Consider the following 26410-nt stretch of genomic DNA (forward strand, 5'->3'; position numbering starts at 1 on the left):
ACCCTCCCAACGCGTGCATGACAGGCCCTGCGGTTTTTCGAAAAGGCTTTGGACTGATGTCAAAGCCTTTTCGAGTCTTTGAAGCCTAGGCCGCCTGCGCCAGATTACGCAGCACGTAATGCAAAACGCCGCCGTGTTCGATGTATTCGATCTCGATCGCGGTATCGATCCGGCATTTCAGGGTGATCTCTTTGGTGCTGCCGTCGCCCATGGTGATGGTGCAGGGCACTTCTTGCAGAGGTTGGATCGTATCGAGGCCGGAGATCGAGACGGTTTCTTCGCCTGTCAGGCCCAGCGATTTACGGGTGTCACCGCCGGTGAATTCAAAGGGGACCACGCCCATACCGACGAGGTTGGAACGGTGGATTCGCTCGAAGCTTTCCGCGATCACCGCCTTGACGCCCAGAAGGGCGGTGCCTTTGGCAGCCCAGTCACGCGAGGACCCCGCGCCATATTGCTCGCCGCCAAAGATCACCAGGGGCGTGCCCGCTTCCTGATAGGCCATTGCAGCGTCATAGATCGACGTCTGGTCGCCATCGGGGCCTTTGGTATAGCCGCCTTCGACGCCTTCCAGCATCTCGTTCTTGATGCGGATGTTGGCAAAAGTGCCGCGCATCATCACCTCGTGGTTGCCGCGCCGGGAGCCGTAGGAGTTGAACTCGCGCTGCGGCACCTGACGCTCAATCAGGTATTTGCCCGCAGGTGTCGTGTCCTTGAACGATCCGGCTGGGGAAATGTGATCGGTCGTGATCATATCGCCGAGAATGGCCAGCACCGAGGCGTTCTCGATGTTGCTGATCGTGCCGGGTTCTTTGCCCATGCCTTGGAAATAGGGCGGGTTCTGCACGTAGGTCGAGGACACCGGCCAGTCATAGACCTTGCTGTCCGTGGTGCTGACGCCCTGCCATTTGTCGTCGCCCTTGAAGACGTCGGCGTATTTGGTCTGGAAGGCTTCGCGCGTGACCGTCTGTTCGACCAGTTCGGCCACTTCCTGGCTCGTGGGCCAGATGTCTTTCAGGAAGACGTCATTGCCATCCTTGTCGGTGCCAATGGCGTCTTCGGCAAGGTTGATGTCCAGTGTTCCGGCCAGCGCATAGGCCACTACCAGCGGTGGTGAGGCGAGATAGTTAGCGCGCACATCCGGGCTGATCCGGCCTTCGAAATTACGGTTGCCCGACAACACCGATGTGGCCACCAGATCACCTTCGGCTATGGCGTCCGACAGCTCTTTCTGGATCGGGCCAGAGTTGCCGATACAGGTGGTGCAGCCGTAGCCCACGAGGTTGAATCCGATGCTGTCGAGGTCTTCCTGCAGGTTGGCGGCCTCAAGATAGGCAGAGACGACCTGAGACCCCGGCGCCAGCGATGTCTTGACCCAGGGCTTGCGGTTCAGTCCCAAAGCGCGCGCTTTGCGTGCCACGAGGCCCGCACCAATCATCACGTAGGGGTTCGAGGTGTTGGTGCAGGAGGTGATTGAAGCGATCACGACCTTGCCGCTTTCCATGGTGTAGTCTTCACCTGCGACGGCCACTTCCTTGCCCATCGGGCGTTTGAAGGTTTCTTCCATTTCGCGGCGGAAGGCGGTCTGCCCCTGATCCAGTGCCACATAGTCCTGCGGGCGTTTCGGGCCGGAGATCGCAGGCACAATGGTGCCCATATCAAGGTGCAATGTGTCTGTATAAACAGGGGCGTAGTCGTCGCCGCGCCAGAAACCATTTTCCTTGGCATAGGCTTCGACCAGCGCGATGCGGTCTTCGTCGCGGCCTGTCGTGCGCAGATAGCGCAGGGTTTCGTTGTCAATCGGGAAGAAGCCGCAAGTCGCCCCGTATTCCGGGGCCATGTTGCCGATGGTCGCGCGGTCCGCCAGCGGTAGACGGTCCAGACCTTCTCCGTAGAATTCGACGAATTTGCCCACGACGCCCTTGGCGCGCAGCATCTCTACCACTTTCAGCACAAGGTCCGTGCCTGTCGTGCCTTCCATCATGGAACCGGTCAGCTCAAAGCCAATGACCTCGGGGATCAGCATCGAAATCGGCTGACCCAGCATGGCCGCTTCGGCCTCGATACCGCCAACACCCCAGCCCAGAACCGCAGCCCCGTTGACCATGGTTGTGTGGCTGTCAGTGCCAACCAGAGTGTCCGGGTAGGCCACTTCGGCGCCGGTCTGATCCGTGTCGGTCCAGACGGTTTGCGCCAGATATTCCAGGTTCACCTGGTGGCAGATACCGGTGCCGGGGGGCACGACGCGGAAATTGTTGAATGCTTTTTGCCCCCACTTGAGAAAGGTGTAGCGTTCCATGTTGCGCTCATACTCGCGGTCGACATTCATTTGGAAAGCGCGCGGGTTGCCAAATTCGTCGATCATGACCGAGTGGTCGATCACCAGATCGACCGGGTTCAGCGGGTTGATCTTTTCCGCGTCACCGCCAAGGCTGATGATCGCGTCGCGCATCGCGGCGAGGTCAACAACGGCTGGCACGCCGGTGAAATCCTGCAACAGCACGCGGGCAGGGCGGTACGCAATCTCGCGCGGGTTTTTGCCGCCTTTTTGCGCCCATTCGGCGAAAGCTTTGATGTCGTCGGTGGTAACCGTCTTGCCATCTTCGAACCGCAGCATGTTCTCCAGCACCACTTTGAGGGCGGCGGGCAGTTTGGCGAAATCGCCCAGACCGGCCTTGGTTGCGGCGGGAATGGAGTAATAGTCAACGCTTTGCGTACCGACCTGTAGTGTCTTGCGTGTCTTGGAGGTGTCGTGACCAACGGTAATGGGCATAAGAGGCTTCCTCTGGCTTGAGCTGGATCATCTTGTGGGTTGCGCGTTCAATGCCCTATGGGAGAGGGCAGTTCAACTGGAATCAGTGCTGTTTTGCAGAAATGTATACCATTGTGTACCGTTTCAAGGCAAATGGGCTCTCAATCTCTCAAGAAACCTTGATTGGCCATTACAGCGCAGAGAAATTACGGTGATGCAAAGGCCCAATGGCCAAATGAGGAATCACATGATCCGTTTGTTCAAAGGTATTGCAGCGCTTTGCGTTATGGCAGCGCCGGTATTTGCGCAAAACTCGCCGGTGGTTGTCGAGTTGTTCACATCGCAGGGGTGTTCGTCCTGCCCGCCAGCAGATGAGATGCTGCACGCACTGGCTGAGCGGGACGATGTTATCGCTCTGGCCCTTCATGTAGATTATTGGGACTACATCGGCTGGAAAGATGAATTTGCCGATCCTCGCAACGCAGAACGTCAACGGGCCTATGCGACGGTCGCGGGACGGCGGTCGATCTACACACCGGAAATGATTGTCAATGGCGTCACCGACATCGTGGGGGCAAAGCCGATGGAGGTGTCCAAGGCAATCGCAATCCACAAGGAATATCCCCAGGCGGTCAAGGTGAATGCGACCCGCGCGGGCGACCGCGTGCAGATTGATGCGGAGGTGTTACGTTCGGGCACCGGGCCGATGGTGGTTCAGTTGTTGCGCTACCGACCTGAGCGGGAATCCCGCATTACGCGGGGCGAGAATGCCGGCCGCACAATTACTTATGCGAATGTGACGCAGGATTGGAACGTGGTTCGAGAATGGGACGGGCGAGCGCCTCTCTCCATGTCCGCCATGGCACCGGGCGAAGCTCCGGCCGTAGTCCTTATTCAGGCCGCTGACATGGGGCCAATTCTAGCGGCAGCACGTGTTGAATAAGGGCCGTTGGTCCTTGCACCTAACCCGACATTCCAGCGCAGGCCTAGTCTTCGTCGCCGTCATCGACGACCAGTAGAAGTTCCCCAGCAGTTTCCATTTCGCGAATTGTGCTGACAATACTTGCGGTCGCCTCTTCCATTTCCGACGCCTTGACCTTTTCTCGTTCCTCGACCTCTTCACGAAGCTGGTCAGCCATTCGGCCGGACATGTTTTCAAGGATGAAATTGGCTGATTCCGACATGCCCGCCGCTTCGGCGCCCGCCAGTGCGGTAAGCAACATATCCTGATCCAGCTCGCGCACAACTCTTGGAATATCGCGTGGCGCGATCCGTTTGGGGATGTTGGCGAAGGTGAAGATGGCCTTACGCACAAGATCCGCAAATCCCGCGTCGGTCTCGTCGAGGCCTTCCAGAACATCGTCTCTGGTGATAGATTGTGTCGAATTCAATATGGCGCCAACCCGTTCCACCGGGCCACTGTCAAACGCTTTGAGCGGTTCGGCGTCGAGCTGGGTCGCTAATGAAAGACCAATTCTGTCCACGGCATCGGGTGTCACGGCGCTGGTTTGAGATACTGCGTATGTTATTTGTCGCGCTTTTGGTCCGGGCAGTTTGCCCAGAAGTTCTGCGGCGCGGGCAACGCTAATCTTGGACAGCAAAACGGCGGCGACTTCGGTGCTTTCGTTTTCCAGTACGGGCAAAAGTCTTTCCGCGCTCAGATCCTTGAGCCGCGCCCAGGGGTCGCCATATTGACGTACGCCCGCCTCCTTGCGCAGCCGCGCGGCAGTCTGTTTCGAAATCCGGCCGTCCAGAGAATCGAGAGCCCCCGCGATGCCACCGGGAAAGGACAGACCAATGCTTTCAAGTTCATTTGCAAACTCGGAGACTACGCTGGACAGGGTATCGCGATCCACCAGTCGCATCGACCCCATCTGCTTGGTCAATTGCGCTTGCAACTCATCGGGCAGGTCCTCAAGCGGAATATCCGCCCCTTCGTTCAGGAGAAGCCGAACAACAACTGCCGCCTTTGCCTTGCGGCTTAGCGAAACAGGTGTTGGATTTCCCGCACCCGGCAAAGCCGGGAACGGAGCCATAGGAACCATATCTGTCATCTTGACCCGCCTGTCTTTGAACTCCTTTTGTTCTGACAGAAAAAGGTAAAGATTGGCTGAAATCAGTAGCTATAGGTTGTGCCGGTTTCCAATGCATTGCGCAGCGAGGTTTCTGACCATGTACCGGCCCCACCATGGGCGCGAATGGCCCGCAGTTGCACCATCGCTCCTGCGGCATCACCGGCCTCGACCAAGCCTTGGCCCATGTAGGATCGCGCCAGGATATTACCAGGGTCTTGATCAATCGCTTTTTGATAGAAAACCATACCCAGATCAACATTGCCCAGCTTGCGATGTGTAAAGCCCATATACGTCAGGCGTCCGGGGTCATTTTCAGGCATCTCGTCGAGAATTGCCTGCGCATCATGATAGCGACCCGCATAGGCGAGTTGGCGTACAGCAAGATACAGTTGATCGCGTTGCAAACTGCTTTCTTGCGGATTGACACATTTTTTCGATTTCTTGTCGTAAACCTGTGCGCCTTCACAAGTGACGGCAGGCTTTGGGGGTGGGGCATCGTTATCGCCCCCGTTCGCCAACACGGCCGTGGGCAGCGAGAAAGCGGCAATAAGAAAAAAACGCGTCATTCCAAAACTCCTAACTCAAACAACGTCTGTAACTGTATAACGCGTCAGCAGGCGGTTTTATTCAATCACTCTGACGTGATCGAATAAAACGCACGCAGATCAGCTGGTGGTATTGGTCACGCAGGTGCCTGTTTCGGAATCGTAAACCATGCCTTCAGCGCAGGACATGGTCACTTTCTGTCCGTAGTTGCAGCCTTCAGCGAAGGCCAGAACCGGGGCAAGCGTCAGGACCACCGCAGCGGCCAAAGTCTTGATCGTCATTGCGGGTCTCCTTGATTGGTAGGCTCAAGGTAGCAGTGATCTGCATCGGGTCAACAAAAATGCCTCTCACGCAGCACTGTTGATCTGTTGGCGCTCAATCCTTGAACACCCGTCCAAAGATCGTATCCACATGTTTGGTGTGATAGCCGATGTCGAATTTCTCTTCGATCTCCGCCACACTCAGCGCCGCCAGAACATCCGCATCGCCCAAAAGTTCTGTTTTGAAATCCTTGCCTTCTTCCCAGACTTTCATCGCATTGCGCTGCACCAGCTTATAGGCATCTTCGCGGCTGACACCGGCCTGTGTCAGGGCCAGCAGGACCCGTTGGCTCATCATCAGCCCACGGAATTTGTTCATATTGGCCAGCATGTTGTCGGGATAGATGACCAGTTTGTCGACTACGGAGGTCAGGCGTGCCAGCGCGAAATCCAGCGTGATCGTTGTATCAGGCCCGATGTTGCGCTCAACGGAGGAGTGCGAGATGTCGCGCTCGTGCCAAAGCGCCACGTTCTCCATCGCAGGTACGACCGCCATGCGCACCAGACGCGCAAGCCCTGTGAGATTCTCAGTCAGCACCGGGTTGCGTTTGTGCGGCATGGCCGAAGAGCCTTTTTGCCCGGCGGAGAAAAACTCCTCCGCCTCCAGCACTTCGGTGCGCTGCATGTGGCGAATCTCGGTCGCGATGTTTTCAATGGAGCTGCCGACAACGCCGAGCGCTGCAAAGAACGCAGCGTGACGGTCGCGCGGGATCACCTGGGTGCTGATCGGCTCCGGCGCCAGCCCAAGTTTGGCGCAGACGTGTTCTTCCACGCGCGGGTCGATGTTGGCAAAGGTGCCGACGGCCCCGGAAATGGCACCCGTGGCAATCTCGTCGCGCGCGCGCTCCAGACGGGTAAGGTTGCGGTCCATTTCCGCATAGAACCGCGCAAAGGTCAGACCCATGGTGGTGGGTTCTGCGTGAATGCCGTGGCTGCGCCCGATGCGCACCGTGTCCTTATGCTCCAGAGCGCGGCGTTTCAGGGCGGCCAGCAGGGCTTTCATATCGGCGATCAGAATGTCGGCGGCGCGGGTCAGCTGAACGTTAAAGCAGGTGTCCAGCACGTCTGACGAGGTCATGCCCTGATGCACAAAACGCGCCTCGTCACTGCCCACATGTTCGGCCAGATGGGTCAGAAAGGCGATGACATCATGTTTGGTGACGGCCTCGATCTCGTCGATGCGGGCCACGTCGAATTCGACATCCCGGGCTTTCCATACGGCTTCGGCGTTTTCGCGCGGGATCACACCCAGATCGGCCATGGCGTCGCAGGCATGGGCCTCGATCTCGTACCAGATGCGGAATTTCGTTTCAGGGGACCAGATCGCGACCATGTCAGGGCGGGAGTAACGGGGGATCATCGGCTCACCTTTTTGGTATTTGCTTGGGATTGCCGCGCTCATAGACTGACCCGGCAGGGGCCACAAGGCGGGAGCAGACGAAATGAAGAGTTTGATGGCGGCGATGCTGATATTTTGCCCGGTTCTGGCCGGTGCCGAGGAGTGGACGGCGCTGTCAGGCGACCAGATCAAAACCGTTTTGACCGACCGGAAACTGCAATATGCGACCGCATGGCAGGATTTTCGCGCGTCCGGGCGCACGCTCTACAATGCGGGCGCGGACAGTTGGGGATACTGGCGCGTGCAGCAGGATCAATATTGCAGCCAGTGGCCGCCCTCTGATCTCTGGGCCTGCTATGATATGGCACAATCCGGCGACAGGCTGCGGTTTATCGGGCAGGGCGGGGACATCACCGATGCGGAATATGCCGACTGAGCCCGCGCCCCGCGTTTTGGAAGATTTCGAAGGCGCATGGGGCATCACCCGGCACATCACTCACGCCGATGGTACAACGGCAGAATTCACCGGCACAGCGCAGTGGACGCACGATCCGGGCGGATTGATTTACCGCGAGATCGGCAAATTGCAGATGGCACAGGGGCCTGCCTTTCAGGCAGAACGTCAGTATCTCTGGCGGCCCGGCCTGAACGTTTATTTCGATGACGGCAGATTTTTTCACAAGGCGCCCGAACGCGGCGGTGATGCTACGCATTGGTGTGACCCGGATACTTATCATGTCACCTATGATTTTTCCCGCTGGCCGGATTTCACCGCCACCTGGAAGGTGTCCGGGCCGAAGAAATCCTACACAATGCGCAGCCAATACAAGCGCTGTTAGCGCAAGAGGCCTTGCGCTAATGCTGCGGCTGCGGCATTCAGGGAGCAAGAAATTCTCAACGGGAGACATCATTCCATGCAATTGTCCGCTTCTCATTCCGTTCTGGCAGAGGTTTTCGGGCCATCCGAAGGTGCTGCACGGCGCGTCAAACAGGCCGCCTTGGTGGTTCTGGGCATCATGTTGCTGGCGGTGGCCGCCAAGATCAAAGTGCCTATGTGGCCGGTGCCCATCACCATGGGGACCTTTGCCGTTCTCACCATCGGTGCTGCATATGGTGCCCGTCTCGGGTTGGTGACGATCCTCGGGTACATGATTATCGGTGCCTTGGGTTTTGACGTTTTCGCGGGCTCCACGGCTGAGAAGTTTGGTCTGGAATACATGATGGGTGGCACTGGCGGTTATCTTGTGGGCTACGTCATGGCGACCGTTTTGCTGGGCGCTCTGGCGCAACGCGGCTGGGACCGTTCTGCGGGCGGGATGGCCGTTGCTATGCTGCTCGGCAATGTGTTGATCTATGTTCCAGGGCTTTTGTGGCTCGGCACCCTTTACGGTTGGGACAAACCGATCCTTGAGTGGGGTCTGACGCCCTTCCTGCTGGGCGATTTCCTGAAACTGGCGCTTGCCGCGGCGCTTTTGCCTGCGCTGTGGAAATTGATCGGGACCGCGCGCCGGTAGGCAACAGTCTCAAACGCTTGCAAAAGAAAAGCCAGTGCCTGCGCACTGGCTTTTTTTATGACCATATTATGTTTAGACCTATTCGACCAGTTCGGTGATGACTGTTGAGCTGCGTTCCAAAGTGCGGTGCACTGGGCATTTATCTGCAATTTCAAGCAATCTCGCGCGCTGTTCTTCGCCGAGTTTCCCAGAAAGGGAAATCCTGCGCCGCCAGGTGTCAATTTTCTCGCCCACAGAGGTCTCGGCATCTTGGGCGTGCACCTTGTTGTGGCTGACATCGACAGAGACATGGTCCAACGGCCAGCCCTTGCGCCGCGCATACATCCGGATTGTCATCGAGGTGCATGCCCCCAAGCCCGCAGACAGAAGACCATAGGGGGACAAGCCCTTGTTCGTGCCCCCATAAGCCAAAGGTTCATCCGCCAGCAAATGATGTCCGTCAGATGAGGTGATGTCATTCAGATAGCCAGCGGGATCAGCCTCCGAGACCCGCAAAACGCCCTCAGGCGCACCGGGCGGCGGTGCAGGTTGCTTCAGCGCGATATAACGCTGTGCCCATGTGGCGATTACCTCTGCTGCATATTCGGCATCCTCAGGTCGGCTGATCAGGTGATCAGCGCTGTCCAGCGTTACAAAGCTCTTGGGGTGCTTCGCAGCCAGGAAAATCTGGCTTGCGTTATCAATGGACACAATTTCGTCCCGTGGCGCATGCAATACCAGCAGCGCGGCATCAAGAGCGCCGATCGATGGGGTGAGTTGACCCTGGGCCACATCCTCTATGAAGCCTTTACCGATCCGGAAAGGGCGCCCTCCAAGCGATACTTCGGCCACGCCTTTGGAGATGATCTCCGGTAGGGCGTCAGCGAAATTATGGGTCACGTGTTCAGGATCAAAAGGGGCGCCAAGAGTGGCTACAGCTTTGACATTATCCAGTTGTGCTGCCGCCTTCAGGACAGCCGCGCCGCCCAGAGAATGCCCGATGATCAGCGAAGGCGTCATCCTCCGGGCCTTCAGGTAGCTGTTCGCGGAAATCAGATCATCGACGTTGGAGGTAAAGGAGGTATTGGAAAACTCACCTCCCGAGTGGCCTAGTCCCGTGAAATCGAACCGCAAAACAGCGATGCCAAGCGAGGACAGTCGCGCGGAGATACGGCGCGCTGCAGGGATATCCTTCCCGCAGGTGAAGCAATGGGCAAAAATCGCGGTTGCGAGATGTGGACCCTCGGGCAAATCCAGTCGGGCCGAAAGGTCGGAGCCGTCATGGCCCGGAAATTTGATACGTTCAGTGGGCATGGCAGCGCTCCTTCACCTCCCAGAGTGGGGATCATTGAAAGGAGAGGCAAGGTCTGTGTTACGGTTCTCACGCGGAGGTGACGACGCGCGCGTATTTCCCGGCGTTACAAGAAAAAACGCGCCCCGAAATCGAGGCGCGTCCCAGTAATAACGTCTTTTCCGACTTTAGGCGTTCTTGCGAGCCTTGCGACGAGCAAGTGCGCCAAAGCCGCCCATGGCACCCATCAGCAATAGCGCGGACGCTGGCAGAGGAACGGCCGGGACGCCGTCGCCTTCAACGAGCAACCGGGAGGGGTTACCGTTGGCCGCCGCGTAGATCAGGTTGAACTCGCCACCGGTGAACGTCTCGGTTCCGGTTTTGGGTGTGGTCCGGATTCCGGTGGGATTGGCGAAGCTGAAGAGGGCTGCGCCGTCATCATAGATGCTGAAACCATCGTCATGTGTCACCACCGTCTCAAAGGCGTTCTCATACACCTCCGTGAAGGAAAAGAGCGTGGTGGTTTGGAAACGTGGGTTGCTCAACCGCAGGCCGCCCACGCCCGCGTCCAGACCAGAAACGTTACCGAGCGCATTGGTCGCCAGAAAATCGGAAATCGTTTCGAGATCCTGATTAGTCGGGTTCGGTACGAAGAAATCGAGTGAGCCGGAATAGGTGAAGGTGTCTTTGCGTGTTTCATCTGCAGCCGCATAGCGTGCATTGAAATTCTCGATATTTGCCCGCGCACCGGAGCCGGAGCCGCCCGCATTGAAGTTGACAACTTTCACTTCAAAAATGCCGGAAAGCGTGGCCGCTTGGGCGCCGGATGCAAATGTTGCGATGGAAAGTGCGGCGGCAGCCGCGATTGCTGCTAGTTTCAAAATAGAGCCTCCTACTCGTTACAGCCGAGGTCTTTGGACCCCGAAACACAGCCGACCTCACAACCACCCTGGTAGCGAGACCGGAATTCTGGTCGATCTCTACAGGGACCGCAGAGCGAGCAAAAGGGGAATTTTTAAGATTTTTCCTCTATTTGCATAAAATTATCGTTAATCGTATCGGGCCTGAGAACAATGCGCGTTTGGCAAGGGAACTGGTTCAATTTGTCCAAACCAACGACCGCAAAAACAGGGCGTTGGTGGTCGAATTCGCTTGCAGGGATTCGCCCAGGCCCGCAGGCTATTGCCCCATCAGGGCGGGATCAAAAGGATAGGTCGTGAGGTTTTCGAACCCGGTCTCTGTGATCAATACCTGATCTTCGAGTTTGATGGAGAAATCACCGCCCTCTGCAGAGACCAGAGCTTCGACACAAAGTGTCATGCCGGGTTCCAGCGCGTAGTCGTAGGCGCCTTCGACAGCGTGATCGGGGTAGGCGACAAGTGGCCATTCGTCACATAATCCCACCCCATGCATCAGGCAGCCGTATTTCTGTTTCTGAAACTGCTCATCCAGCAGATGTGTTCCGGCGGAAAGCTCGGGGATCATCACACCCGGCTTGAGCATCTCCATATTGGTCATGATGTGCTCCACCCCGTGCTGCATTGCATAGATCATGTCCGGGCGGGGCTTCTTGTCGCCAATCCACCAGCTGCGCGAGATATCTGTGCAAATACCATAGCTGCCAACCAGATCAGTATCGAAGCTGATGATCTCGTTTTGCTGACATATGCGTGGGCCGCATTCCTGAAACCATGGATTGGTGCGGGGCCCGGATGACAAAAGCCGCGTTTCGATCCATTCGCCGCCCCGGCGCACGTTTTCGGCGTGCAGGATCGCCCAGATATCGTCTTCGCAGGTCGTCCCGTCACCCACGCGGGAACGGGCAAAGTCTTCCATGCAGCGCACGGCCACTTCGCAGGCATGTGATGAGCAGCGCATTGCCTTGATCTCATCAGGGCCTTTGACCGAGCGGGATTTCTCGGTCACTTCCTCGCCGTCCATGACCTCGAAACCCTGAGCTTCCAAAGCGCGCAACCCGTGCAGCATAACCTTGTCAACCGCGAGGCGTTTCTCCGAAGGCGCATGCGCATCCAGCAATTGCCGGACTTCATTGGCAAAACTGTTCGCCGCCAGATCAACCTTATCACCGCGATCAAAGTAGAAGAGATCCGCACCCGACCTCTGTTCGCGCACCAAGGGATTAAATTCGCTGAGAAAAGGCGAATTTTTGTAATCCCACATCACCATATATCCATCCGCGCAGAGCAATACCGCGCGAAACGGGTTATGGGTGTTCCACAGCTGCATGTTGGTGCTGTCAGTCGCGTAGCGAATGTTCAGCGGATCAAACATCAAAAGACCGGCATAGCCGCGTGCGACGATATGTTGGGTCAGACGTCCATGCCGGTAAGCCCGCATAGCATTGAGATCAGGCAATTCCAAACCTGCGGCCGCCCATTCATCAAACGCCAGTCTTGTCGGTCCGATTTCCACGCGGTCCATATCGTTTGGACTGCCATCGCCCAAAGTTGGCCCCCTGTTCGGGTCAATCTTGCGACTGTCGCGGTAATGCTGGTTCATGTCGGCCTCGTCGGATCAAGCTTGGGTCAAGATTGCGCGGAATCACTGGGCCAGGTTTGCCCGAATGCGACACGGCGAGGGGTCGTTTTTCTGCGGACAAGCCCGGTTCGCGCTGGCAAACGCCCGAAATTCTGCAATGCAAACGTCAAGAAACATGGGTGATTTGTCGTTGGGAACCGGAAACAGTCTTTGAGTAGATCGCCCCGAATGGATCAGAACAGAGCCGGGGCGGCATATTGCCAACTACACCGCCCTTTTTGTCGCTGCGCGGCTTACGCCGCTGACCAATGATCGTGCAAAACCACATGGGGTGTGCCGTCCGAGGTTTTCTGCGCGCTACAGCCCGATGCATCGACCACACAGGTGATCTGCTGGCGCAACGCGGAGAAGTGCGCCGATTTCACCACATCTACCGGCGCGTCAAATCGCAGGGTTAATCCCCAGTAGTCACGCCCCCGCGCATTTGCCGCTTTCACCAATCCGGTAAAAGGGTGTCCTAGGTATCGGCCTGAGACCGCCTGCCCCGGGCGATAGGTTGGTTGCGGTGTGTTTTTTGCCATCGCACAGAGCGTATTCCAGTCGCGCGCACCCCATTGGTGGGCCACCGCCTCGAGCGCTTGTGAATGGGTTATTTGATGGCCGTTGGTGGCAAGTCCAGCGCGCAATCGTTTCGCCTGCGCCTTGAGCGCGTCACGAGAGGGAAGAGATACATCCATTTTCGTCTCCTGTCGGTCGCGAGAGAAGGACGGGGTTCGCATTGCCATGCCTGAGACGACCAGGGAAGGATCAGAACAGAATATCGATGCGTGACTTCACCAAGGTGCGAACGGCAGGGGCCACGGGACCCTATGCCGCGCGTCATAGGCTTCTGTGCGAGCCAAAGCAAGGACAAGCGCAATATTTCAGCGATCCATATCCGCCAGATAAATGCGCACGGCTTCCTGAACATGACGAAACCGATCGCCCCCCAGATGTTTGCCACCGAACCAGCGGGTTACGATGATCAGATGCTTGTGCAGCGCTTCTCGTTCGAGCATGCGCAGGATGACCAATCCGGCTCCGGATTCGCCGTCATCGTTTTTGAGTGGTCCGTTCTCGGTCAGCAATGCCCAGGTATTATGCGTGGCTTTGGCAAACTTCTTTCTGCGCAAAAGCGCTTTGATCAGCGCTTTTGCTTCCGCCTCATCAGCGCAGGGCGCGCCTGATACCGCGTATTTTGAGCCTCGGTCGCTGATGATATTTTCAAGAACGCGCATGGAGATTGGGTAGCTTAGCCCGCCGCATCCCGCAAGCGGCGCATCGGGATCATCGACGCCAAAAAAAGGCGCCCCGCAGGAGGGCACCTTTCTGAAAACAACGTTTGAGCCGGAGGGTATCTCCGCGAGGTCCTAGCAGCTGTAGTACATTGCGAACTCAACCGGGTGCGGCGTATGTTCGTAGCGCTCGATCTCTTCCATTTTCAGCTCGATGTAGCCATCGATCTGGTCCTTGGTGAACACATCACCTTTGAGCAGGAAGTCATGATCCGCCGTCAAAGCTTCCATCGCTTCACGCAGGGAGCCACAGACAGTCGGGATACCTTCCAGTTCTTCCGCCGGCAGGTCATAGAGGTTCTTGTCCATCGCCTCACCCGGATCAATCTTGTTCTGGATGCCGTCCAAACCAGCCATCAACAGGGCCGCAAAGGCCAGGTAGGGGTTGGCGGATGGATCGGGGAAGCGCGCCTCGACGCGTTTGGCCTTGGGGCTTTCGGTCCATGGGATGCGTACACAGCCTGAACGGTTACGGGCCGAATAGGCGCGCAGAACAGGGGCTTCAAAGCCCGGGATCAGGCGCTTGTAGCTGTTGGTGCCGGGGTTGGTGAAAGCGTTCAGCGTCTTGGCGTGCTTGAGGATGCCGCCGATGAAATAAAGCGCTTCCTGGCTGAGATCGGCATATTTGTCGCCCGCGAAAACCGGTTTGCCGTCTTTCCAGATCGACATGTTCACATGCATGCCGGTGCCGTTGTCGCCCGCGATGGGCTTGGGCATGAAAGTAGCCGATTTGCCATAGGCGTGGGCCACGTTGTGGATCACATATTTATATTTTTGCAGTTCGTCGGCCTGCTTGGTCAGGCTGTCGAAGATCAGGCCGAGCTCGTGCTGGCAGGAGGCTACCTCGTGGTGGTGCTTGTCCACCTTCATGCCCAGACGTTTCATGGTCGACAGCATCTCGGAGCGCAGATCCTGGCTTTCGTCAATCGGGTTCACCGGGAAATAGCCGCCCTTAACGCCGGGACGATGCCCCATGTTGCCCATTTCATAATCCGTGTCGGTGTTCCACGAGCCGTCCGAAGCATCCACCTCATAGGAGACCTTGTTGATGGTGTTGGAATACTTGACGTTGTCAAAGAGGAAGAATTCCGCCTCCGGCCCCATGTAGGCGACGTCACCAATGCCGGTGGACTTCAGATATTCCTCAGCCTTCTGGGCCGTCCCGCGCGGATCACGCTCATAGGCTTCCCCGGTGTCCGGCTCCACAACGGAGCAATGCACACAAAGGGTTTTTTCTGCGTAGAAGGGGTCGATATAGGCACTGTTTACATCAACCATCAGCTTCATGTCAGAGGCTTCGATGGATTTCCAACCCTCGATGGAGGAGCCATCAAACATGAAGCCCTCTTCAAGGAAATCCTCATCGACCTGATCGGCCATCAGCGTCACATGCTGTAATTTACCGCGTGGGTCGGTGAAGCGGACGTCAACGTAATCGACGTCTTCGTCCTTGATCATGTTCAGGAGTTCAGTGCTCATTCTCTTATATCCCTTTGCAATGGAATGATGGTGTGTCGGCGCGGATCAGAGAGCTTCTGAACCGGTTTCGCCCGTCCGGATGCGGATGGCCTGCTCAACGGGCGAGACAAATATCTTGCCATCGCCAATTTTTTCGGTCTTGGCAGCAGAAACGATGGCTTCGACGGCGGCGTCGACCATATCGTCATCCAGAACAATTTCGATTTTCACTTTTGGCAGGAAATCAACGACATATTCGGCGCCGCGATAAAGCTCGGTATGGCCTTTCTGGCGACCGAAACCCTTGACCTCGATGACCGAAAGGCCCTGAACGCCCACGTCCTGCAAGGCCTCTTTGACCTCGTCCAGTTTGAAAGGTTTAATAACCGCCTCGATCTTCTTCATGGGGGCCTCCCTACCTATGTTCCGAATGGTGTCAGATCATTTCGCTCCAGAGTGGTCCATGCATTGTCGTTATCTGAAAGCGGCCCAGGAGGGTTTTGACCGCACGCCGCCCATTTCCAGAGCATGTCGCACAAAAAATAAGCAGAATTGAATCGCGAAGGATAGCAATGACTGAATTATTGACCGCAAACCAGATGCGAGCCCTCGAAAACGCCGCCATCGAGTCGGGCAAGGTGTCGGGATTGGAACTCATGGAACATGCCGGGCGGGGCGTGGTCGACGCGATTTTCGAAGAATGGCCGGAGCTTGCGAAATGCTCTCACCGCGCGCTCGTGTTGTGTGGTCCGGGCAACAATGGCGGCGATGGATTCGTGGTGGCGCGATTGTTGCACCTCTGGGGCTGGGATGTGGAGGTGTTCCTCTACGGTGATCCTGAGACCCTGCCGCCGGATGCGAAGGCGAATTACAAGCGGTGGCGGGAGATCGGCGCTGTGAATTCTGCCTCGGCCAATCTGGACCTGCGACAAGATTTGCTGGTGGATGCGCTGTTCGGCACAGGATTATCAAGACCAATCGAAGATTCCGAACTTTGCGAAGTTCTGAGGCTGTTCGATGGCGCCACTGATGCGCGGGCAAAATCTGATGTGGGAAGGTCGGATGCGCATGTGCCGCCCAGAACTGTCGCAATCGACGTTCCGAGCGGAATTTGTGCAGATAGTGGTCGCGTTCTGGGTGGGGTGCCTGAACACGGGCTTCGCTGCGGGCGGGCCATGCTGACCGTGACGTTTCACCGTCATAAGTTGGGTCATGTTCTACAGGATGGAGAGTATTATTCGGGTCGCTTGGTGGTAAAAGATATCGGTTTGCCACCGCAGGAACAAAACCCGCCGGGTATTGTCCTCTCGGCGCATCAGGAGCCTCAATGGCTGAAGAAGGTGTCAGCAGACCACAAATACACCCACGGCCACGCCCTGGTCCTGTCTGGCGGACCAGGAAAAACCGGTGCCGCGCGGCTGGCAGCGCGGGCGGCGTTACGGATCGGAGCGGGCCTGGTGACGCTGGGGGTGCCGGGTGCCGCGCAGATGGAGGTTGCGAGCCAGATCACCGCGCTGATGCTCAAGCGGACCGACGATGATGCAGCACTTTCACAGGCGCTGGAAGACGAGCGTATCAACGCGCTGTGTCTTGGGCCCGGGTTCGGGACGGGCACTCGCGAACGGGCGCTCATCCTCGCGGCTTTGCGAGCCAAACGGCCTACGGTGCTGGATGCTGATGCCTTGTCCATTCTGTTTTTCGATGAGGGCGATGCGCTTTTCGGCAAGCTCCACGACACATGCGTGCTGACCCCGCATGGGGGCGAGTTTGCACGGATGTTCCCGGATATTGCCGAGAAGTTGAACGCGTGCGCGATCAACGGTCCGGCCTTTTCGAAGGTGGACGCGACGCGAGAGGCGGCGAAACGGGCAGGGTGTGTGGTGCTCTACAAGGGGCCGGATACCGTGATCGCCGCTCCGGACGGGCGATGTGCCATCAACTGGGCCCGATACGAGCGCGCCGCGCCTTGGCTTGCGACCGCCGGGTCAGGCGATGTGTTGGCGGGGTTCATTACCGGGCTTCTGGCACGCGGGTTCGACCCTATGCGGGCAGCTGAGGTGGCGGCGTGGTTGCACGTGGAATGCGCGCGTTCGTTCGGTTCGGGAATGATTGCCGAGGATATTTCCGACGAACTGCCGAAAGTATTCCGGAGCCTGACGATCTAGGCCGCGTGTTGCCCCCGGTTCGAAACGGCATCATCGGCAGATGCCACTTCCAATCCGTTTGCATAAAGCACTCTCGGCGCCCCGCAATATATGCGATGCAGTGTCAGCAGCTGTTCGCCATGGTCCTGAATAAACTCATCATCTACCAAGGCGAGGGCTGCAATCATCGCTTGAGGTTGCCCCAAAAGAGAATTTGCGCGCCAATCCCGGATCAGGACCATCTGATCTGCAGGCAAGAGCACATCGTGATCAGGCTGCAGCGCCCCGAGTGAGCCCGCGGATATCTGGATCGCTTGTGTAACAAGATCGACTGTTTCCAACTGCGAGACTGAGACTGCGCCGCCGTTGCGGGTCATCACGTCATCACCCGCCTTCAGGTCTTGGACGGCCATTTCGGTATCCGGCGTGCGGATTTTGGTGCCGGTAATCAATCCCGCGAACGGGGATATTGCTTGCAAGCGCTGCCCTGCAGGACGGTAGCTTCCGTCCACGCGCCCGGCCATTTTCGGCTCCATGGGCGTTATCCTTTCAAACCTGCCTCTAGGTCAACGTCACCCTAGGTCAAATCTTCCGTAAAGTCTTTGACTTTTTACTCTCGCCAGTCGCGACAGGGTTTGCTAGGAAGCGCGCGTTCCGGTGTCGTACGCCGGGCCGTGCGGGTGTGGCGGAATTGGTAGACGCACCAGATTTAGGTTCTGGCGCCGCAAGGCGTGGGGGTTCAAGTCCCTTCACCCGCACCAAAACAGTTTCTCTGGATCGAAATTACCCCTGAAACCTTGAATGATTTGGTGATTTCGGGTGTTCTAGGTCTCTGATTTCGGAAGTAGGTGGCGCGGTCCGCAAACACCGGATTAAGCACCAGCTGGCGCATTGCGATGTGGCCATTCTCTCATATTATCCAAGGGCTTGCGAGAAACGTCCGGGTCGGTTCCAGTTTTTCTTCGAAACAGCCAACCGGAACCGTCTGATTTTCGAGCTGATCACGCGAACGAGCCTGTTCGTCCAGCATAAAAGTCAGTTTCTCTTCGTAGGCAAGGAGGACGGCGTCGTTCGTGGTGGAGGCTAAACGGACAACAATTTCATATTTTGATGCTGGTCAAAGGCTCGGACCTTGCCGCATGTTTAGCCGACAGGCGTTGGGAAGGTGTTTTTTCCGCCCAAAGAAGTGACCGCAAGACATTGGAAGGCATGATGGCTCACAACGCAGTGCTCTCCGCCAGGTCATCGAGCGACAGCGTTGCCTTTTGCCCGCGCAGTTTGACCGCTCCGCGTTCCATGACCACAAAGGCATCCCCCAGGCTGTGGGCAAAAGACAGGTACTGTTCGACGAGAACGATGGCGATATTACCGCGTTCTTTCAGAATGCGAATGGTCTCGCCGATCTGCTGAATGACATTGGGCTGGATGCCTTCTGTTGGCTCATCCAGCAACAGCACCTTTGGGTTCGACACCAGAGCGCGGGCAATTGCGAGTTGCTGCTGCTGACCTCCCGATAAATCGCCACCACGCCGGTTGAGGAATTTCTTCAAAATGGGGAACAGTTCAAAGATTTCGTCCTTCACCTTCCGTTCCATACTCGGCAGGCAGGCAAATCCAGTCTCTAAATTCTCTTGCACCGTCAGAAAGGGAAAAATCTCGCGCCCTTGTGGGACATAGGCGACACCCTTTCGCGCCAGATCAAAAGCCTTTAACCTGCCGATGCTCTGCCCATCCAGGACGTAATCACCGCCCGAGCGTGGATGTGTGCCTGCCAATGCCTTCAAAAGGGAAGTCTTGCCGACCCCGTTGGTGCCCATCACACAGGTGACTTCGCCAAGAGCGGCCTCGAAATCTACACCGTTCAGGATCTGACTGCCACCATAGTGCAACGTCAGCTCCCGGATTCTGAGGAAACTATCGGCCAAGGTACACCTCGATCACTTGCTGGTTCTGGGTCACATGATCAATGTAGCCTTCGGCCAGAACCGACCCCTCGTGCAGCACCGTTACCCTGCAGTCTAACCGTCTCACGAAATCCATGTCATGTTCTACAACCACCACAGCACGCGACTTCGCTGCGTCGCGCAAAATCTGAGTGGTTTTCTTGCGCTCGGCCAGGGTCATCCCTGCCGCAGGTTCGTCCACCAGCAACAGTTTTGGTTCTTGCGCCAATAGCATTCCGATCTCCAGCCACTGCTTCTGCCCATGCGACAGCTCTCCGGATTTCATCGAAAGAACAGGGCCCAGGCCAATAACGTCTGCCAGTTCGTCGACCCGGGCAAAATCCGATGCTTCAGGTTTGAACAGCAGAACGGAAAGGGGCGATCGCGCCTTCTTCAGTGCCATAATCAAGTTGTCCTGAACGCTTTGATCCTCGAATACTGTGGGCCGTTGAAACTTGCGCCCGACCCCCGCCGTGGCGATCTTGCTCTCGGACTTGCCCAACAGAGATACCGGGGGCTCGCCCCAAAGAACGCTGCCCTCGTCGGGCCGGGTCTTGCCAGTTACCACGTCCATAAAGGTAGTCTTGCCCGCGCCGTTTGGCCCGATGACTGCCCGCAACTCGGCTTTGCCGATGCTGAATGAGAGATTGTTCAGCGCCTTGAACCCGTCAAAGCTGACTGAGACCCCCGAGACTTCCAGAAGTTGGCTCATGCGTCGGCTTCCTTTTCCCGGAGGGAGCCGTGATCGGGGCCCAAGTCCTGACCATGCCGGTTCGGATTGCGCCGCGCGGCCAATAGATCGAACAACCCTCCAATGCCTTTGGGAGCGAACAGGGTGACTGCCACGAAGGACAAACCCAAAAGCACTGTCCACCAATCCACCCACTGGATGCGGTATTCAAGGATGTTTAAATCGGGTGCCTGTCCTCCGGTGAACCAGCTCGATAAGAGCGAAACAAAAGCCGCACCGATGACGGCTCCGTAAAGCCGCCCACGCCCGCCAATCGCGACCCAGACTGCCAGATAGATAGAGGCAATCGGTGCCAGCTCGGCCGGGTTGATGATCCCTGCCTGCGGATAATAGATCGCCCCGGCAATGCCCGCCAACACAGCCGAAACGGTGAAAACAAATAGCTTGAACGCTTCGACCGGATAGCCAAGGAACCGTACCCGCGCCTCGTCATCCCGGATGCCGCGCAGGACCGAGCCGAACTTGCCCGACACCATCCACGCCGCCAGTACATAACCCAGGCCCAGAGCCAGGGCCGATCCCCAAAGGAACCAGATCGAGACAATCGCCTGACTGGTGTTTTCCAATCCCGGCAGATTTTGCAACCCCGACAGGCCGTTGTTACCCCGCAACCCACTGTCGTTCTGAAACAGATACAACGACAGCGCCAATGTCATCGCCTGGGTCAGGATCGACAGGTAAACCCCCGTCACCCGGCTGCGGAAAGCCAGCCAACCGAAAACCAGCGCCAGAAGACCCGGCGCCAGAACCACCGCCGCCAGTTGCAGTGGAAGAGAATGCGCGACAGCCCAAACGGGCGGAAACTCTGAAGCCCCGACAACGCCAAAGATCTGAGCGGCGATGCCGCTGGAAATTTCTTCCGGCGTCGCAGGAAGCCCTCCGGCGGCAAGGCTGTCGACCACGATCAACCGTGTCCGCTCGTACATCAGCCACATGCCGATCGCGTAACCACCAAGGCCGAAAAACGCCATGTGCCCCAGGGACAGGATGCCGCAATAACCCCAAACCAAATCCATCCCCAAAGCCACCAGACAAAGGCACAATGTCTTGCCCAATGTCTTGACGAAACTGGTTGAAATCACGCCGATGCCAAAGCCTTCGGACAGGATCGTGGCGCCCAGTGTAAACAGCCCAAGGCAGGTCAGGAAGATCAGCACCGAAGGATAGCGCACCACGAGGGGCCTGCGCCGTGCAGGGCCTGCTGTCAGTTCCGCCATGCTCACGCCTCCGCGGCCCGGCCCTTGAGCGCGATGATCCCGCGCGGCCTGAATTGAATGAAAAGGATGATAAACAAGATCATATAGGTCTGTGCGGCGAGCGTATTCGACGGGTTCAGCCACTCGATCGCTTTCTGCAGCGAACCAACCACGGTCGCGCCCAGGAGCGTGCCCCAGATACTGCCTACACCGCCCACGACCACGGTCATGAAGCTTTGCACGATGTAATCCGCACCCATCTCTGACGTCACCTTGGCATAAAGCCCGATGGCCACTCCTGCGATCCCGGCAATGCCAGAGCCAAAGCCGAAGGTCAGCATGTTGATCTTGTCCGGGTTGATCCCCATCGAGGCCGCCATGCGCGGGTTTTGGGTTACCGCCCGTACTTCCAGCCCAAGTCGCGTGCGGTTCATCACGAAGAGGAACAGCGCCAGAAACATCAACGCCATTACGAAAATCGCGATCCGGATGTAACTGATCGACACGATGTCATTGAACACCAGTGATCCGTCCAGCCATCCGGGCGAGGTCAGCGGTCGCGCTTGTGTACCAAAGATATTCTTTGCGATTTGCTGCAGCGCAATGGAAATCCCGAAAGTTGCCAAGAGCGTCTCGAGCGGACGATGGTACAGATGCCGGATCACCAAGCGCTCCATCGCTACACCGGCCCCGAATGTTACCACAAAGGCCAAAGGCAGGGCGACGATGATCGAGAGGGTGTAATCTGTGATGATCTGCTGGACCACGTAGCCGGTGTAGGCGCCCATCATGATGAACTCGCCATGGGCCATGTTGATTACGCGCATCACGCCGAAGGTGATGGCAAGGCCAATGGCCGCCAAAAAGTAAATCGAAGCAAGCGATAGGGCGTCCAGCCCCAGATCGAACGCCTGATTGATGGCCACCTTGTTCTCGATCCCCGACAGTACGGCGGCGGCCGCCACTGCGACAGCAGGTGATCCGGTGTAGCGCTCGTAAAAGGTGAAACCAGCCAAGGTCGCATCCACCTCAGAGTCGGTGGCCACACGGTCAACCAAACCCTGATCGGCCAATGCAGCATAGGCCAGGTCGCGCGCGGCCTCGCTGTCAAGCGTTGCCACTTCTACGCCAGCCACTGAACCATCCGAGATATTGGCCAAAAGCGCATTGCGCTTGTCGTCCCGACTGATCCGGGGGGTGGCCAGGCCGGCAGCGACAAGATGGTCATAAGCCGCCTCACGCGGCAGGTCTTCACTGCCGACGGTCAGAATACGGGCGATGTCTTCGCCCTCGGGTGGTGCTGTAGCGGCTTCGACCGTCACCACCAAAAGCGGGTTCAGCGCGGCCCGCACATCGACGCCGAGATCGCCTTCAAAGCTCTGGATCGCGACGATCCGGTCCTCTTCGGTCTCTCCGAAACGGATCGTCAGCAATCCTTGCAAGCGCTCCATCCGCTGCCGCACGGCTGCGTCGGTCTCGTCGGCCAGAACCTTGGTTAGCGCGGCCAGATGCGACGCCTCGGCATCGCGCTCGATGGCATCCAGCGCTTGCATCTTGTCGGTGAACGACCCGGACAATTGGAACTGTACCAAGGCCGCGCCGATCATGCCGCGGATGCCGCTGTTGGGTTTCAATTGCTTGAAATCACGCGCCAAGAAGGTGCCAAGATCGGCGCCATCCGCGAAATCGAAAGCAGCCAGTTCTTTGCCCGCCTTTTCACCATAGACGAACAGCCCGGTTTCTTTGTTGCGCCACATCTCTTTTGCTTGCCAACGCGTCAGCACTGTTTGCGCCTGCGCCAGCCCACTGGCGGCGAGCGCGTCGATCGCCGGTGCAATGGTTTTCCGCGAGGACTTGGCGATGATCTCGCGATGGTTCTGCAAGAGTTGCTGGATCGGCGCATCAGCGTTCTGCGCCATCACAGGCAACGTGAAGACGGACAGCAGCACCGTCGTGATACAGACGAAGTACCAACGTAGTTTCGACATAGCGAATTCAGCCCCGTAAGGTGTTCTGAGGGGCGACCCGCGCCGCCCCCATAGGCCGGGATATCAACCCACCGTGCTCAGTAGTTCGACTTGATCTGTACGCAGGACGAGGTTTCGGTGTTGTACATACCGCAACCCAGCTTGGCCCAATCCGATTTCAGAACCGCGGATTCTGGCAGGAAGTCAGTCCAGGCATCACCCGGCACTTCCTCGGTCTGGCTGATGATGTCGAACTGACCGTCGTCCTGGATCTCACCGATCAGAACCGGTTTCGCCAGGTGGTGGTTCGGCAACATGACAGCGGTGCCCCCGGTCAGGTTGGGGAACTCCTGTCCGTACATTGCCGTGCGCACGGCTTCCACTTCGGTGGTTCCCGCAGTTGTCGCCGCATTCACCCACATATTGAAGCCGATGTAATGCGCCTCCATGGGGTCGTTCGTCACGCGTTCTTCTCCCATGCGCGCTTTCCAGGCATCTACCCAGGCGTCGTTGGCATCGCTTTCCGCAGACTGAAAGTAGTTCCAGGCCGCCAGGTGGCCCACAAGGTTCGACGTATCGAGACCGGCGAGTTCTTCCTCACCGACCGAGAAAGCCACGACGGGGATGTCGTCAGCACTTATGCCAGCCGCAGCAAGTTCCTTGTAGAACCCGATGTTCGCATCACCGTTGATCGTTGAAATCACGCCGACTTTCTTGCCGTCAGCACCAAGCGCCACGACGTCTGAGACGATCTTGGACCAGTCGGAATGACCGAACGGCGTGTAATTTACAAAGATGTCGTCCGCCGCGATGCCCTTTTGCTGAAGGTAGCTTTCCAGGATGTTGTTCGTCGTGCGCGGATAGACATAGTCAGTGCCCAGAAGGGCGAATTTCTCAACCCCCAATTCTTCGAGGAAGTAATCCGTCGCCGGGATCGCCTGCTGGTTAGGTGCGGCACCGGTATAAAAGACGTTCTTCGACGATTCCTCGCCTTCGTACTGAACCGGGTAGAACAGAAGGCCGTTTAACTCCTCGATCACCGGCAGAACGGACTTACGGCTTACCGAAGTCCAATTCCCAAAGATCACATCGACCTCGTGCACTGTCAAAAGCTCGCGCGCCTTTTCCGCAAACAGCGGCCAGTCCGAGGCCGGGTCGACCACAACGGCCTCCAACTCGCAGCCCAATACGCCACCAGCGGCATTCTGCTGTTCGACCAACATTTCCATCGTATCCTTCAGCGTCGTCTCCGAAATCGCCATCGTTCCCGACAGAGAGTGCAGCACGCCAATCTTGATCGGGCAGTCTTGCGCCACGGCCGGCAGCATCGAAGCGGCCAGTAAGGCAGCAGACCCAAGAAGTATCTTTTTCATCGCAGTATTCCTTTAGCCACTGCGCAGGAAGCGTTGCTTTCCAGGGTACGATCCCCCATATGCCCCCCACGCAATCTAATTGCGGAGTGCGGTGGTGATTGGAATTGCAAGGCCAGCACCATCGCACGTTCATCGGGATACAAAGCTCCCGGAAGAAGTCGTTCCATGGAAGTTGCTGCGACTGCGAGTTTCGGCGGTGTATCGAAGCGCCTGCTGGGCTCAATCCGCTAAAAATTGTGCAGACTTTTACGGCTGCGCTGGTTTTTTCAGCGAAGGGTGCGCCAAATCTTTGAGCGTTTCAGCCCTCAAGCAAGAATCCTGTGCAATAGTCGATCTCGGACTTGGCACGGCGCACCGCCCTTTGAGATCGGTCCACTTCGGCTGAAAAGGTGGCGGCACTCAGCAATTGCGCGTGGGCCATCTTCGCGTCGATGCGCAAGTGGAGCGCAATTCGCCGCCAGTCGTCAGGCGCCGTCGCATCCAGTAGGTCGATGAACTGCGTCCTGCGACGCGCGATCTCATCGGTATGCGCATCGCGCATCAACCAAGCGTGTTCTAATTCTGCCGAAAACCGGCCTGCACAGGATGCAAAGGCCGTCACAAGCGGGTTCTCTGCCGTCCGACCCGGCATCGGCAAGACAAGAAACAAAATCAAAAGAGTTTTAAAACCGCTCATGAAATGATCAAAGAGGTTTGAAGCGAGGCAATCAAGCTTTCTGCCACGCTATGGCTAACGATGGCCTAACCGAAACGGTTCCTGTCACACGATCGACACGCCAATCGGGCAACGCTATGGAGCGAATTTCATCTTAGCATTGGTTCTGGGCGTCACCGCCTATTTCCGCCCGGAAAATAGCCACCTCCGCCGGATTGGACTTTTGCCGAAACCTCTGCAGTAGATCACCCCAGGTGCACATGTTGAGGCATCCGGGTCGGGTTATGGGAGCAACACTAAGTATCGAAGCACCATGGGCACCACGAGAGCCGAGCATCGCCCCAAGGTCCAGCCGCACCATGACCTTGTCGAGCAAACGACAAGCCGGACGCACAGGTATTGACCGGTTTCGAACTTGGTGTGCCACCAAGCTTGCCCTTCCGCGTCGTAGGTACGAGGTCGAAGTTATGGTGCTGAGCACCTAAGGTGGCTTGGCCGGTAGTGACCGCTTCGATATCGCCGCCAGCGCCGACAGTCATTTCATCCTAACGACACAAGCCGTCGAACGTGCCTATCACTAATCGCATCCTGAACGCCTACCGCGACGACAAGATACAGCCAGAAACGCTGCGAATTCGCACGATGGCAACCAAGAAACGGCAACGCGCATGGTTGAAACTCCTCAAAATTAAAAAGGACTACGCGCCCGAAGGGCATCGCCAGAAACAATGGCTCTTTGGCGGTGCAGGGATGGCCACGAATACCGCCTTGTTTGATCTGGCAGACTACAAAGGTGCAATTGTTCCAGATATCTTTTGCGAGGACAGCTGTTTTGGCGATGACGAAGCTTTCTGGGCTCTGCAGAAACAGCTATTGCGAAAGCGAAAGGTGCCTATCTCGCGGTGGGATGGACTGATGTCATCGCATTGAATGTAGAGGAGTGTCCGGCCCTTTACTCCTTCGGGTTCGTGGGTTCGCTGCAGAGGTGTTAAAATCTTCGGGGGTTGGGCGATGTTTGGCTGCGGCGCTCATGTGCTTGGTTCCGGCGTTCTTGGCGTTGCCCGAGATTGGCTAGTGTCAGCTGTCGTACGGGCGTTGGCTCCGTGTTTATCTCAATTCCAAAACCTTTGAGTTGCTCTTCCCAATCGGACAGGGTCTCGAGAATGGCGTTTGAGCTTTCTAGCCCCTAGGCGCACCTGAGCCTCCCCCTTTGAAGTGGTCCGCCCCTATAGTTAGGAAAGTGGAGGACCAGAGATGGCCATTAAGAGACCCAA

The 26410-nt window shown here is 57.3% G+C and carries 25 protein-coding genes and 1 tRNA gene; 7 read left to right on the top strand and 19 right to left on the bottom strand.

Annotated features, from left to right (window positions below):
• Nucleotides 1-85: 85 nt before the first annotated feature.
• A complete protein-coding gene (acnA, locus tag Q0802_RS19410) occupies nt 86-2773 on the bottom strand; it encodes an aconitate hydratase AcnA (RefSeq protein ID WP_298921380.1) in 2688 nt (895 codons plus the stop codon).
• A gap of 226 nt (nt 2774-2999) precedes the next feature.
• Between acnA and Q0802_RS19415 the strand changes: the two genes are divergently transcribed.
• Nucleotides 3000-3695, top strand: a complete 696-nt coding sequence (locus Q0802_RS19415) for a thioredoxin family protein (RefSeq protein ID WP_298921383.1) — start codon at nt 3000-3002, stop codon at nt 3693-3695.
• A gap of 43 nt (nt 3696-3738) precedes the next feature.
• On the opposite strand, the gene Q0802_RS19420 is transcribed toward Q0802_RS19415, so the two are convergent.
• The 4 genes from Q0802_RS19420 to purB form a co-directional block, all read right to left on the bottom strand.
• On the bottom strand, nt 3739-4797 hold the full coding sequence (locus tag Q0802_RS19420; RefSeq protein WP_298921434.1) for a FliG C-terminal domain-containing protein: 1059 nt from the start codon (nt 4795-4797) through the stop codon (nt 3739-3741).
• Between the two features lie 71 nt (nt 4798-4868).
• A complete protein-coding gene (locus Q0802_RS19425; RefSeq protein ID WP_298921385.1) occupies nt 4869-5393 on the bottom strand; it encodes a hypothetical protein in 525 nt (174 codons plus the stop codon).
• 99 nt (nt 5394-5492) lie between these two features.
• Nucleotides 5493-5654 (bottom strand): carbohydrate-binding module family 14 protein, encoded by a 162-nt coding sequence (locus Q0802_RS19430; protein WP_298921387.1) that lies wholly within the window; start codon nt 5652-5654, stop codon nt 5493-5495.
• A gap of 94 nt (nt 5655-5748) precedes the next feature.
• Nucleotides 5749-7053 carry an adenylosuccinate lyase gene (gene purB, locus Q0802_RS19435; RefSeq protein ID WP_298921388.1) on the bottom strand — a complete coding sequence of 435 codons (1305 nt, stop codon included), beginning with the start codon at nt 7051-7053 and terminating at the stop codon, nt 5749-5751.
• An 82-nt stretch (nt 7054-7135) separates the two neighbouring features.
• On the opposite strand from purB, the gene Q0802_RS19440 reads away from it, so the two are divergent.
• The 3 genes from Q0802_RS19440 (at nt 7136) to Q0802_RS19450 (ending at nt 8546) form a co-directional block, all read left to right on the top strand.
• The gene (locus Q0802_RS19440) at nt 7136-7468 is read left to right on the top strand and encodes a hypothetical protein (protein WP_298921390.1); all 333 of its coding nucleotides are present in this window, start codon (nt 7136-7138) and stop codon (nt 7466-7468) included.
• Nucleotides 7449-7871 (top strand): DUF6314 family protein, encoded by a 423-nt coding sequence (locus Q0802_RS19445; protein WP_298921392.1) that lies wholly within the window; start codon nt 7449-7451, stop codon nt 7869-7871. Before Q0802_RS19440 ends, Q0802_RS19445 begins: the two co-directional genes overlap by 20 nt.
• 75 nt (nt 7872-7946) lie before the next feature.
• A complete protein-coding gene (locus tag Q0802_RS19450; RefSeq protein ID WP_298921394.1) occupies nt 7947-8546 on the top strand; it encodes a biotin transporter BioY in 600 nt (199 codons plus the stop codon).
• Nucleotides 8547-8624: 78 nt separating this feature from the next.
• On the opposite strand, the gene Q0802_RS19455 is transcribed toward Q0802_RS19450, so the two are convergent.
• The 7 genes from Q0802_RS19455 to Q0802_RS19485 all read right to left on the bottom strand — a co-directional run bounded on the left by Q0802_RS19455 (nt 8625) and on the right by Q0802_RS19485 (nt 15512).
• Nucleotides 8625-9839, bottom strand: a complete 1215-nt coding sequence (locus Q0802_RS19455; protein WP_298921397.1) for a bifunctional alpha/beta hydrolase/OsmC family protein — start codon at nt 9837-9839, stop codon at nt 8625-8627.
• Between the two features lie 165 nt (nt 9840-10004).
• On the bottom strand, nt 10005-10697 hold the full coding sequence (locus tag Q0802_RS19460; protein ID WP_298921399.1) for a VPLPA-CTERM sorting domain-containing protein: 693 nt from the start codon (nt 10695-10697) through the stop codon (nt 10005-10007).
• 298 nt (nt 10698-10995) lie between these two features.
• Nucleotides 10996-12336, bottom strand: coding sequence for a dimethylsulfonioproprionate lyase DddP (dddP, locus tag Q0802_RS19465; protein WP_298921400.1), 1341 nt, complete (start codon nt 12334-12336; stop codon nt 10996-10998).
• Nucleotides 12337-12608: 272 nt separating this feature from the next.
• Complete coding sequence (locus Q0802_RS19470) at nt 12609-13052, bottom strand: glyoxalase superfamily protein (protein WP_298921402.1); 444 nt, start codon at nt 13050-13052, stop codon at nt 12609-12611.
• A 186-nt stretch (nt 13053-13238) separates the two neighbouring features.
• The gene (locus Q0802_RS19475; RefSeq protein WP_298921404.1) at nt 13239-13592 is read right to left on the bottom strand and encodes a YigZ family protein; all 354 of its coding nucleotides are present in this window, start codon (nt 13590-13592) and stop codon (nt 13239-13241) included.
• Between the two features lie 132 nt (nt 13593-13724).
• The gene (glnA, locus tag Q0802_RS19480) at nt 13725-15128 is read right to left on the bottom strand and encodes a type I glutamate--ammonia ligase (protein WP_298921406.1); all 1404 of its coding nucleotides are present in this window, start codon (nt 15126-15128) and stop codon (nt 13725-13727) included.
• Between the two features lie 45 nt (nt 15129-15173).
• Nucleotides 15174-15512, bottom strand: a complete 339-nt coding sequence (locus Q0802_RS19485) for a P-II family nitrogen regulator (RefSeq protein WP_298921408.1) — start codon at nt 15510-15512, stop codon at nt 15174-15176.
• 167 nt (nt 15513-15679) lie between these two features.
• Between Q0802_RS19485 and Q0802_RS19490 the strand changes: the two genes are divergently transcribed.
• Nucleotides 15680-17272, top strand: a complete 1593-nt coding sequence (locus Q0802_RS19490; protein WP_298921410.1) for an NAD(P)H-hydrate dehydratase — start codon at nt 15680-15682, stop codon at nt 17270-17272.
• Here Q0802_RS19490 and Q0802_RS19495 read toward each other — a convergent pair.
• Nucleotides 17269-17787: a Hint domain-containing protein gene (locus Q0802_RS19495; protein ID WP_298921412.1), complete on the bottom strand. Its 519-nt coding sequence runs from the start codon at nt 17785-17787 to the stop codon at nt 17269-17271. The two genes, Q0802_RS19490 and Q0802_RS19495, sit on opposite strands and share 4 nt — an antisense overlap.
• A 140-nt stretch (nt 17788-17927) precedes the next feature.
• On the opposite strand from Q0802_RS19495, the gene Q0802_RS19500 reads away from it, so the two are divergent.
• Nucleotides 17928-18012 (top strand) — tRNA-Leu (locus tag Q0802_RS19500).
• A 456-nt stretch (nt 18013-18468) separates the two neighbouring features.
• Here the strand turns inward: Q0802_RS19500 and urtE are convergent.
• From urtE to Q0802_RS19530, 6 genes are all read right to left on the bottom strand, one after another.
• Nucleotides 18469-19176 (bottom strand): urea ABC transporter ATP-binding subunit UrtE, encoded by a 708-nt coding sequence (gene urtE / locus Q0802_RS19505; RefSeq protein ID WP_298921414.1) that lies wholly within the window; start codon nt 19174-19176, stop codon nt 18469-18471.
• A complete protein-coding gene (gene urtD, locus Q0802_RS19510; RefSeq protein WP_298921416.1) occupies nt 19166-19906 on the bottom strand; it encodes an urea ABC transporter ATP-binding protein UrtD in 741 nt (246 codons plus the stop codon). The genes urtE and urtD overlap by 11 nt, the downstream gene beginning before the upstream one ends.
• Complete coding sequence (gene urtC, locus Q0802_RS19515) at nt 19903-21162, bottom strand: urea ABC transporter permease subunit UrtC (RefSeq protein WP_298921419.1); 1260 nt, start codon at nt 21160-21162, stop codon at nt 19903-19905. Before urtC ends, urtD begins: the two co-directional genes overlap by 4 nt.
• A gap of 2 nt (nt 21163-21164) precedes the next feature.
• Nucleotides 21165-23060 (bottom strand): urea ABC transporter permease subunit UrtB, encoded by a 1896-nt coding sequence (gene urtB / locus Q0802_RS19520; RefSeq protein WP_298921437.1) that lies wholly within the window; start codon nt 23058-23060, stop codon nt 21165-21167.
• Between the two features lie 146 nt (nt 23061-23206).
• Nucleotides 23207-24481, bottom strand: coding sequence for an urea ABC transporter substrate-binding protein (gene urtA, locus Q0802_RS19525; protein WP_298921421.1), 1275 nt, complete (start codon nt 24479-24481; stop codon nt 23207-23209).
• Nucleotides 24482-24779: 298 nt separating this feature from the next.
• Nucleotides 24780-25157 (bottom strand): hypothetical protein, encoded by a 378-nt coding sequence (locus Q0802_RS19530; protein ID WP_298921423.1) that lies wholly within the window; start codon nt 25155-25157, stop codon nt 24780-24782.
• Nucleotides 25158-25703: 546 nt separating this feature from the next.
• Between Q0802_RS19530 and Q0802_RS19535 the strand changes: the two genes are divergently transcribed.
• Nucleotides 25704-26066: a hypothetical protein gene (locus tag Q0802_RS19535; RefSeq protein WP_298921426.1), complete on the top strand. Its 363-nt coding sequence runs from the start codon at nt 25704-25706 to the stop codon at nt 26064-26066.
• Nucleotides 26067-26410 lie beyond the last annotated feature (344 nt).

Source organism: uncultured Roseobacter sp. (genome assembly GCF_947495275.1).
Taxonomy (GTDB): Bacteria; Pseudomonadota; Alphaproteobacteria; order Rhodobacterales; family Rhodobacteraceae; genus Roseobacter.